Source organism: Fusibacter paucivorans, assembly GCF_018390735.1.
Lineage (GTDB): Bacteria > Bacillota > Clostridia > Peptostreptococcales > Acidaminobacteraceae > Fusibacter > Fusibacter paucivorans.
Window position 1 is genome coordinate 1 of sequence record NZ_JAHBCL010000060.1, and the last position, 8,740, is coordinate 8,740.

An 8,740-nucleotide genomic window follows, 5' to 3' on the forward strand; every position below is an offset into this window, starting at 1 on the left:
CATAATAATTTCAGTCATTGTTCGTACTTTTCAATGGCTTGGTTTGTCATACTCATTTTCAAGAAACAAGTTTTTTAAGCTTTTTTCAAAACACTACTTGACTATTATTAGCTGGTCTATTGACGTTCTTGATATTTAATCTAACCGCTTGTGCTTACATAAATCAGAAAGAAGCCCTCAATCATTCAATGCCTGAAATAATGCCTGATGATTTTACAGTTACTTTCCAGTATGGGGTGGACCAAGCGAGTCAATTCAGTGGTATTGATACAGAAAATGAAACCCTTCAAAGAGACCTCGTTCTAGATGGATTAGCAATTGGTCATTTTACACCCGATAAAGAATTCTTAGAAAACATCTATAATCAGCTTTATGAAGCGCAGATTTTAACATATCCCGAGACATTTAACCCGCCATATCAGGACAATCCCACAGCAGGTGTAACTAAATTTGTGACACCGAGTAATGTATATGATTTAAATATTGCATATGACAATGTATCACATCATGTTTACTGGCATGATGAAAATGCTTCAACAGCGGAAAAGGCTGTTCGACTACACGAAGCATTACATGAGATCATCCAGTCTATTGAAGCACTGGATGCATTTAAAGCGCTCGGAGAACCAAATGGCGGTTATGATTGATCCTTCACGACAATAGGTTTAATTTTCATACAATGAATATAATCCCAATTATCGTGAAAGGATTAAAACCTAAATGCTGTAATTTCCTCATTTAAAGCAATAAAAGTATGCTATCATTATTTTATAGCTCACTTGATCCACGATCACTTTAGCTGTATACAGCTAACAGCGTGTAGTATTTGAAGACGGGTAGAGCTGTCGCAGAGGTATTACGCTTTTAGCCATGAATTAAAATTAAGACTATAACGATTTATAGGTGAATGAGAAAAATGAAGATAATGAAGATTTTAATGTTGCTTGCATGTATGTTTTTTTTATCATCATGCAGCAAACCAAATATTGAATTTGAAAGCATGGCTGAACATACATCTTTAGAAGAAGAGACACAATATGGCAATATGGCATTAACATTTTCTAATTTGAATGGTGAAGCTATTCGCTCGTTTAAAAGTAGGACTGGGAAGGCATACACCTTTAGCTACAACTATTTAATCACTGAAGGGGCGCTTAAACTCCAATTCCGAGATTCACAAGATAATGTTTTATCTGAACTAGCATTTTCTGAAGAAACGTATCAGACAGCAATTGACAGTCTACAAGAAGAAAATGAAGGTGAAGTTAATATTATAGAAATTGGCAGCAATGTGACGATAGAAAGTGCCGACGAAAAAATTAAAATTGTTCTTATTGGCAACAATGCCAAAGGGAAAATCCAAATAACCTGGTGATATCTTATTATTGACAAAGAAGCCAACCATCTCACGATTGCCCAGCATTAACCATAAAAACAATTTTAGAGTACTTGCAGGGGAGCATATGAAACCAGTTAGTAAATTAGAGATCGAACATAAACTGTTTATCTCTACACAAGCAATTGAAGATTTTCTTTTTGAACATAAGGGTATTCTCGATATCCATGATCACTGTTTGAGCCTAAGCGAGGTAGCGGATTCTAACATTGATGATTTTGTTAAGTACAATCTTCGCTATGAAAATCGATACCTAGCGTTATTACAGCAGCTGTTTGTATTAAATAACCATTCTGTTGTTCTCGAAGGGATCAATATTCAGGCTCTTGATAGTAGAAAACTATTGGGGATCCTAGGTGATCTGGATTATGAGGATAAGCTTTTATGGCTTGAAATGGTTAAAAAATTTGGAGACACGCATCATGATGGTTACTATCTACTGGAACAAGTTGAAGAAGTTAATCTGTTTACAAAGTTTATGACTAGAGAATTATATTTTCCAGTCATCCATTTTGTAGGCTTAGGTGTTTGTATTTGCGGCGGTTATGACATTAGTTTTCCTGTGTTTTTTAAAAATAACGACTGTATGGTTCATTTTAAAGCAATCATTAAACCATACCAGTTGTTTGTAAGGGATACACGATAAGGATAGACATAATTGTGTCTATCCAAGTTATAAAATATCAATTCTCAGAAAGGTGATTATATGACATTTTCAAAAGCATTAGCAGATAAAGATTACGAAACATTGAGAACAATGCCAAAATCTGATTTACACAACCATGCAACACGTGGCGGCAACATAAGAGATTTTTTTGATGATGTAGATTTGCCCAAAAGAGATTTCACAAATTTAGATGAAATGCAGCAATGGTATGACGCTAATATCAAATATAAGTTTTCGGGACAGGAAGGCTTTATTGCGCGTGTTGAATCTGCTTTTAAACAAGCCCAACATGACGGTATTCGTCGATTGGCATTGAGCTTCGGTATTGGCGATTCTATTCATTTTGCGTCACTCGAAGCCTATTTTATGGCAATTCGTCAACTTCATCAAACAATCGCACCAGAAATCGACTTTATTCCAGAATTATGTCTGGGCAGAACATCAAATATCGAACCTGTTCAAGATATGTTCGATGAAGTCATTGAATACGATTTTTTTAAGTCCATAGACCTCGTTGGCGACGATCGCGATTCTGTTGCCAATTATAAATCAATTTACAGGAAAGCAAAATCAAAAGGCATCATATTAAAAGCGCACTTAGGCGAATTCGGTGATGCAGAAAGTGTTCGTAAGGGCGTGGATGTTTTAGAACTCGATGAAGTTCAGCATGGTATAGCAGCTGCAACATCAATAGAGGTAAAAAATTGGCTTAGAACGAATGACGTTCAACTCAATATTTGCCCTTCCAGCAATGTGATGCTCAATCGAGTCCCATCTTATGAAATACATCCGATTAAGGAGCTCTTTCATCATGGCATCAAGGTAACCATTAATAGTGATGATATGCTGATCTTTGACCAGAGCGTAACGCAGGATTATATCAATTTATTCGAAAGCGGCTGTATGTCTGCTAATGATTTAAATACAGTGCGTGAAACCGGATTGCTTTTACGTTAATTAAGATTGCGAAAATAGCCATCATTAATAATTAAAAATCATCAATGGAAAGTGATCCGAGCACACCGCATAACCATTTTGACATGGTGCTTTCAATTTACGCCCTTGGATGGACACTGGATTTAGACGCAACTTTGAAGCATATTTCAAGTTATCTCAAAAGAGATGGCCTCTTTATTTTTAGCTGGGATCATCCGCTGATGCATTGTGTCAAAGAAGTTGACGCCGTTAAAATATGCACATTTTCCGATGTCTTTTGTCATAAAAGCGCGAAAGCTTTAAAGTGGCTATGTGAGAAGAGGTTTTATGAATTATATTCTTTATCTGGTATTTGTATTATTGTTAGTTCGTGAATACTATCATATATTTTTATGGCTTAAATTCTATAGAAAAAATACTAAAATCGTCCTTCACAATCATTTCATAATGCATCTTTGTCTTTCAATACTGATTGTTTTTTTTGCAGCAATGTTAATCAGTCTATACGAATCAGTCTATGCCATAACCGATATTGATCTGTCTTGGACGCAGTTTACACTTATTATAATCGCAACAGCAATACCTATCGTCTTTAGAGAACTGCATAGTTATATTATTACAAATACCGGCATTTATGCCGGCGCTCAATGGTTTCCATTTAATACGCTGAACAATTATACTTGGAAGACAATAGACGGGGAAGCTAATCATGTAAACTTAGTATTGGCATTCAACCAATCAAATCCATTGTATAAGCATTTCAAATTTAGAACGGTAAAGATCAAGTTAAATGTAAAATCAAAAGACATGAATGCATTAAATAATCTGTTGCATCATTTGAATTAACTTTCTTCAAAGAATTTACATAATAAAATAAGAACGCTCTTAAACCAATTTAGACTCAACAGACACTTTCAAAATCAAAAAGGATAGATAAAATGAACAAAAAAACCGTATTAATTACAGGTGCTTCAAAAGGCATCGGCAGCGCAATTGCAACACAGTTTGCATCCCATGACTATAACGTGGTCATCAATTATCATACCTCTTATGAAGAGGCAAAGGCGCTGAGCTCATTATTTGACCAAAGGGGTTATCGTCATCAATTATATCAGGCGGATATTACCAATAAAGCGGAAGTGGATAAAATGATTGCATTTTGCCTAAAGGAATATGGCGCAATTGATGTCCTCATCAACAATGCCGGTATAGCACAATCCAAGCTATTTACGGATCTTACCGAAGCGGATTGGCAAAACATGATCAATGTCAGCCTCAACGGCATGTTCTATTGTACGCAAGGCGTTCTAGAAAACATGGTTTCTGAAAAAAGTGGTAAGATCATCAATATATCATCTATCTGGGGTATTGTCGGCGCCTCTTGTGAAGTCCATTATTCTATGGTGAAAGCCGGCATCATCGGTTTTACAAAAGCCTTGGCAAAAGAATTGGGCCCATCTAATATTCAGGTCAACTGCGTTGCACCGGGAATCATTAAGACAGATATGATCGCGTCGTTTACCGATGAAGAAATTGAAGAGATGACAGAGATGGTACCGATGGGAAGGCTCGGTACACCTGAAGAAATCGCAGCGTGCGTATTTTACCTGGCGTCCGACGGCAGTGACTATCTAACCGGACAAATATTATCTCCAAATGGTGGCATTGTTATGTAATCGCTTTATACCGCTTCGTATGATACTAATTTGAGCCTAAAATCTATCACAGAAAGAGGTGAGTCACATTCAAAAAAAAAGAATATATAAAATTGCATTGGCACTGCTGATTGCCGTCAATTTGATTAATCTCATTCGCCAGACAGATCCTTTTGAGCGCTACCGATCCATTGATACATACATCAAATATAATGTCTCCAGTGATCTATCGATTCTATTTTTAACCATTGACCATTTGGATGAGCATTTAATTTCTAACGATCAATACAAGGTAATGAGCACAGATGTATTGGCTAAAAACATTGATGAAGCTTATCAATATACGTTTTTAATTGCACGTTCACTTGAAAAAGCAAACTATTTAAATCAGAATTTTGATTTGGAAATATGGGACTATTTAGATTTCTTGTCTAATCTGGAAGACAAGCTCAGCGATGGCGAACCTTTCACAGAATCAGATATTGACGCGCTAAAAACATTAATTGAACTGCGTAGAACCTATAGCAATGCGGCTGTACCTGATTTATATAAAGATGATACTAGCCTATTTGAAAAGATGGCACTGCCTGAAAAAACGAGATTATTGATTGACGGTATTAATCAATTAGCTGTTGAGTGATACTTATATAATATTCAAGCACTAAAACTGCTCCGATTGGCCACATAAATGTCAGACTCGGCAACGATAAAAAGGAGATAAGATCATTTTGAAAAAATATATCCGTTTACTCAACACTATGATTGGCTCTGCCATTGGCGTTTTCATTGGGCATGTAGCCTTTCATTATTTTCATTATAAGACATACCCGGGGTTTTATCAGATACAATCAGCACCATGGTATACGAGTTCAATCATCTACGGTGCCGTCACAATTGCTATTATCTTGATCCTGACGATTTTAAAGTTATTTTTAATACGAAACAGTGAAAAATAATCCTATAAGGAGTCAATCACAATGAAATACTTGAAACAAATTTCTGAAGCAAGCAAAACCCCAAAATACTCAAAGCTCAATGGACTCGTTACAAAGTTGCTCGCAACAGCAGCAATATTGATTCCAGTAGTCTTTGCGCTTAACCATCTGCTCCGTGCAATTGGCGCAGGTTATGATATCAAATTATTTGGAATAGCAATTTGGATTGTTTCGATCATCTCCTTCATTCTAAGCATTTGTGCAATCTTGTTATCTTTTTGGGGATTAAAGCGAGATCTGGGAAGCGCACTGGCATATCTTTTACACATCCTAGCAGGTTTGTTTGTTCTAATCGTTTTGTCAGGACTAGTATTTATGCCCTTTATGTATATCATCTGGTAAAAATCTTTAATGGTGATTTAACGACTTAAGGAGCACATAATGAATTTAATCTTGGAAAATACGAATCAAGTTGAACACTTCACCTATCTAAATGATGTCTTTGTCGGCTTAGGCAATCGACAGACGGATTATAATTGGCTCATAACCAATTTTGAATGTAATCACTATCCGGTCGAGACGCTAAAAGCGAACGCCGTCTTGTTAAGTGGTGAAGCGTTGAATGAAATCATCGAGACCCATCGTATTCAGTTCATATGGGGAACAATCTCGGGTTTTCCAAAGTCTTTGCCGATTGAAGCGATTGATCGATCAATCCTGCCACTTGCAGACGGCAATGAAAACCTTTGGACTGGTGATGCCGAAGTTCAGCATCCTCAAGCGCACATCGAGATCATCTGCTGGGATAGCAGCTGCACGTTATTGATCACGAAGGATAGCACGCTTTCCGCTTTATACCAGCAATATTATTCAGACGCCATCAGTTTAAAAGCAAGAAATTTGTCAATAACAGCTCAAACTTTTTAATATTGTCCATTTAACCATTTAAATGTGTCAAAATATGTGTATTGGTATTGCCATTTAAATGCTGAGATGCGACCAAACAAAGAGGAACGTCCATGAACAGATTAAACATGCAAATTAATTTTATTAATGAAATAGAGAAATTAAAAACCGTAAAAAGGCAAAATTTAACATTGGATAACCAGCGGCAAGAGAACAGCGCTGAACATTCTTGGCATTTAGCGGTTATGGCAATGGTTTTAATGGAACAATGCAGTGTAGAAGGTTTAAATCAACTTACAATTATCAAAATGCTTTTAATACACGATTTAGTCGAAATATACGATGGCGATACATTCCTCTTTGATGAAAAGGCAAGGCTTGAAGCAAGTAAAAAGGAAGAAGCCGCACTGAAAAAACTTGTATCGATCTTACCGGAAGACCAAGCCGAATCAATCGTTAATTTATGGCATGAATTTGAATAGTGAAGAAGCTAAATTCGCAAGATCATTAGATGCCCTTCAACCGGTTCTCAATCATCTCATAACTGCTCCGAAGAATTGTAATCCCTATCACTTGAAAGCTGAAGATGTTATCAAGAAAAAAGCGTTCATACAACAGCATACGCCCAAACTATGGTCAGTCGTTGAAGAGACAGTATCAGGAAGTATAAAGAAGGGGTTGTATATAAAGTGACACACCGCAAGGAGGCTACATCATCTTAAACGATACCGCTCACTTAGCGTCTATGTCATAATGAGCTTTGATGGCATTCGGTTGCTTTGCTGTAATGATGGTATGCGTAATCACGCTCGAACGCTAAACTGAATTGGCAGGTTACTGAACAAATTACTGAACAAATTGGAGATCATATGAAATTTACAACCATACGAAAATGGATAACATTTACTGGGCTTTACTTAATAATCTTGTTTATTATTAACAGGGAAATCAATTCAGCCTATATTTCAATGATTCTAATCGTTTCAGCCATGTATTTATGGAATTATGCGATTACCATTGATCATCACTATTTAGTCGTACACAGACTCGTCAACAAGAATATAAAAGTAAATTTGTCTGAAATAGAAGCAGTTGAGATTGAAAGCAATCATTTGGGCTACGGCTCATGGACCCTCATGACGATAAAATCCCGTTATAAACAATACGAATTTAAAATGACGCATTTTAACCAAAAAGCACTTGTCAAAGCAATCGAATTACTCTCTGTTCAATATGATTTTGAACTGGATCAAAGCAAATTCAGGACAAGTAAAATGGACTTTATTTAAAAGACATCATAATCAGAAAAAAGGAGCATATCATGCAAGACGTTAAATTCAAAATACAGGATATGTTTTTCAACTATCGCGTTGCAGGCATTTTGAAACAAGATGGTAAATATCTATTTCATAAATCAATAAACGATTCGTTCTGGAGCCTAGTTGGCGGGAGAGTTCATGTTGATGAGGACAGTGTATCTGCCTTAAAAAGAGAGTATATCGAAGAACTCGACCTAAAAGTCAATATAAAACAGATGTTATGGTCACTCGAGAATTTCTTTACATACGAAAAAAGCGGATACCATGAAATATCATTTATTTACGAATTGACAGCCGTTGAAGGACAATGTATCAATAGTAATACAGCCTATACCGGATTAGACGATTCCAGATTGATCTACCAATGGTTTACAATTGATGAATTAGAAAAGTTAAACATCAAGCCAGCCATTGTAAAACAAAAAATCTTAGCGGGTAATTTCTCCAGAGAGCATATTGTTATACGAGACTAGATCTAGATGCCTCTAAATAAGCTCACCAATACCACGCAGGGGGACTTATTACTTTTAAGCGGCGCATCAATGGTTCGCATAAAAATAATGGACGGCAAAACAATCTATTTTAGTACAAAACATCATACCGATTGGCAAACGTTACAAATCTAAATGATGCGCAGGAGGACAGCATGACAAGTTATAGACCCTATACACCAAATGACTATCAATTTTTACGTGAAATGCTCTTTGAAGCCGTCTTTTGGAGCAGGACAGACGCTAACCGACCTTCTCTAGAAGAAGGTCTTTCCTATGATTATACTAAACACATCTTGGAGAGGTTTGGTACCTGTTTTAGTCCACGTGATTTGACTTTGCCTTGCTCTTTGTCTTTGTCAATGCCACGATGAAATAGCTCCCTTGTTTTGCCGTAGTCATTTGTTACAATACATATAGCATATATGTATTGAG

Annotated in this window: 14 protein-coding genes; all 14 read left to right on the forward strand. The window is 36.4% G+C overall.

Going from position 1 to position 8,740, the window contains the following annotated elements; genetic code table 11:
- The first annotated feature begins 188 nt into the window (after positions 1-188).
- The 14 genes from KHM83_RS19060 (at position 189) to KHM83_RS19125 (ending at position 8,287) form a co-directional block, all read left to right on the forward strand.
- On the forward strand, positions 189-647 hold the full coding sequence (locus tag KHM83_RS19060; protein ID WP_213238626.1) for a hypothetical protein: 459 nt from the start codon (positions 189-191) through the stop codon (positions 645-647).
- Between the two features lie 269 nt (positions 648-916).
- Entirely contained in the window at positions 917-1,375 is a 459-nt protein-coding gene (locus KHM83_RS19065; RefSeq protein ID WP_213238627.1) for a hypothetical protein, read from the forward strand.
- An 88-nt stretch (positions 1,376-1,463) separates the two neighbouring features.
- Complete coding sequence (locus KHM83_RS19070) at positions 1,464-2,042, forward strand: hypothetical protein (protein WP_213238628.1); 579 nt, start codon at positions 1,464-1,466, stop codon at positions 2,040-2,042.
- A 60-nt stretch (positions 2,043-2,102) separates the two neighbouring features.
- Positions 2,103-3,020: an amidohydrolase family protein gene (locus KHM83_RS19075; protein WP_213238629.1), complete on the forward strand. Its 918-nt coding sequence runs from the start codon at positions 2,103-2,105 to the stop codon at positions 3,018-3,020.
- Between the two features lie 44 nt (positions 3,021-3,064).
- A complete protein-coding gene (locus KHM83_RS20075; protein ID WP_213238630.1) occupies positions 3,065-3,373 on the forward strand; it encodes a methyltransferase domain-containing protein in 309 nt (102 codons plus the stop codon).
- On the forward strand, positions 3,327-3,845 hold the full coding sequence (locus KHM83_RS19085) for a hypothetical protein (RefSeq protein ID WP_213238631.1): 519 nt from the start codon (positions 3,327-3,329) through the stop codon (positions 3,843-3,845). Before KHM83_RS20075 ends, KHM83_RS19085 begins: the two co-directional genes overlap by 47 nt.
- A 92-nt stretch (positions 3,846-3,937) precedes the next feature.
- Positions 3,938-4,675, forward strand: coding sequence for an elongation factor P 5-aminopentanone reductase (ymfI, locus tag KHM83_RS19090; RefSeq protein ID WP_213238632.1), 738 nt, complete (start codon positions 3,938-3,940; stop codon positions 4,673-4,675).
- A 58-nt stretch (positions 4,676-4,733) separates the two neighbouring features.
- The gene (locus tag KHM83_RS19095) at positions 4,734-5,294 is read left to right on the forward strand and encodes a hypothetical protein (protein ID WP_213238633.1); all 561 of its coding nucleotides are present in this window, start codon (positions 4,734-4,736) and stop codon (positions 5,292-5,294) included.
- Positions 5,295-5,382: 88 nt separating this feature from the next.
- Positions 5,383-5,610, forward strand: a complete 228-nt coding sequence (locus tag KHM83_RS19100; RefSeq protein ID WP_246543209.1) for a hypothetical protein — start codon at positions 5,383-5,385, stop codon at positions 5,608-5,610.
- Between the two features lie 21 nt (positions 5,611-5,631).
- A complete protein-coding gene (locus KHM83_RS19105; RefSeq protein WP_213238634.1) occupies positions 5,632-5,991 on the forward strand; it encodes a hypothetical protein in 360 nt (119 codons plus the stop codon).
- A gap of 39 nt (positions 5,992-6,030) precedes the next feature.
- Positions 6,031-6,516: a hypothetical protein gene (locus KHM83_RS19110; RefSeq protein WP_213238635.1), complete on the forward strand. Its 486-nt coding sequence runs from the start codon at positions 6,031-6,033 to the stop codon at positions 6,514-6,516.
- Between the two features lie 92 nt (positions 6,517-6,608).
- Positions 6,609-6,977, forward strand: coding sequence for an HD domain-containing protein (locus KHM83_RS19115; protein WP_213238636.1), 369 nt, complete (start codon positions 6,609-6,611; stop codon positions 6,975-6,977).
- Positions 6,978-7,364: 387 nt separating this feature from the next.
- A complete protein-coding gene (locus KHM83_RS19120; protein ID WP_213238637.1) occupies positions 7,365-7,784 on the forward strand; it encodes a hypothetical protein in 420 nt (139 codons plus the stop codon).
- A gap of 32 nt (positions 7,785-7,816) precedes the next feature.
- The gene (locus KHM83_RS19125) at positions 7,817-8,287 is read left to right on the forward strand and encodes an NUDIX hydrolase (RefSeq protein WP_213238638.1); all 471 of its coding nucleotides are present in this window, start codon (positions 7,817-7,819) and stop codon (positions 8,285-8,287) included.
- The last annotated feature ends 453 nt before the right edge of the window (positions 8,288-8,740 follow it).

Excerpts from the sequence above, each read along its gene's own strand:
- KHM83_RS19060 (WP_213238626.1), top strand. The coding sequence starts at position 189 with ATGCCTGAAATAATGCCTGATGATTTTACAGTTACTTTCCAGTATGGG.
- KHM83_RS19065 (WP_213238627.1), top strand. The coding sequence starts at position 917 with ATGAAGATAATGAAGATTTTAATGTTGCTTGCATGTATGTTTTTTTTA.
- KHM83_RS19070 (WP_213238628.1), top strand. The coding sequence starts at position 1,464 with ATGAAACCAGTTAGTAAATTAGAGATCGAACATAAACTGTTTATCTCT.
- KHM83_RS19075 (WP_213238629.1), top strand. The coding sequence starts at position 2,103 with ATGACATTTTCAAAAGCATTAGCAGATAAAGATTACGAAACATTGAGA.
- KHM83_RS20075 (WP_213238630.1), top strand. The coding sequence starts at position 3,065 with ATGGAAAGTGATCCGAGCACACCGCATAACCATTTTGACATGGTGCTT.
- KHM83_RS19085 (WP_213238631.1), top strand. The coding sequence starts at position 3,327 with ATGAATTATATTCTTTATCTGGTATTTGTATTATTGTTAGTTCGTGAA.
- ymfI (WP_213238632.1), top strand. The coding sequence starts at position 3,938 with ATGAACAAAAAAACCGTATTAATTACAGGTGCTTCAAAAGGCATCGGC.
- KHM83_RS19105 (WP_213238634.1), top strand. The coding sequence starts at position 5,632 with ATGAAATACTTGAAACAAATTTCTGAAGCAAGCAAAACCCCAAAATAC.
- KHM83_RS19110 (WP_213238635.1), top strand. The coding sequence starts at position 6,031 with ATGAATTTAATCTTGGAAAATACGAATCAAGTTGAACACTTCACCTAT.
- KHM83_RS19115 (WP_213238636.1), top strand. The coding sequence starts at position 6,609 with ATGAACAGATTAAACATGCAAATTAATTTTATTAATGAAATAGAGAAA.
- KHM83_RS19120 (WP_213238637.1), top strand. The coding sequence starts at position 7,365 with ATGAAATTTACAACCATACGAAAATGGATAACATTTACTGGGCTTTAC.
- KHM83_RS19125 (WP_213238638.1), top strand. The coding sequence starts at position 7,817 with ATGCAAGACGTTAAATTCAAAATACAGGATATGTTTTTCAACTATCGC.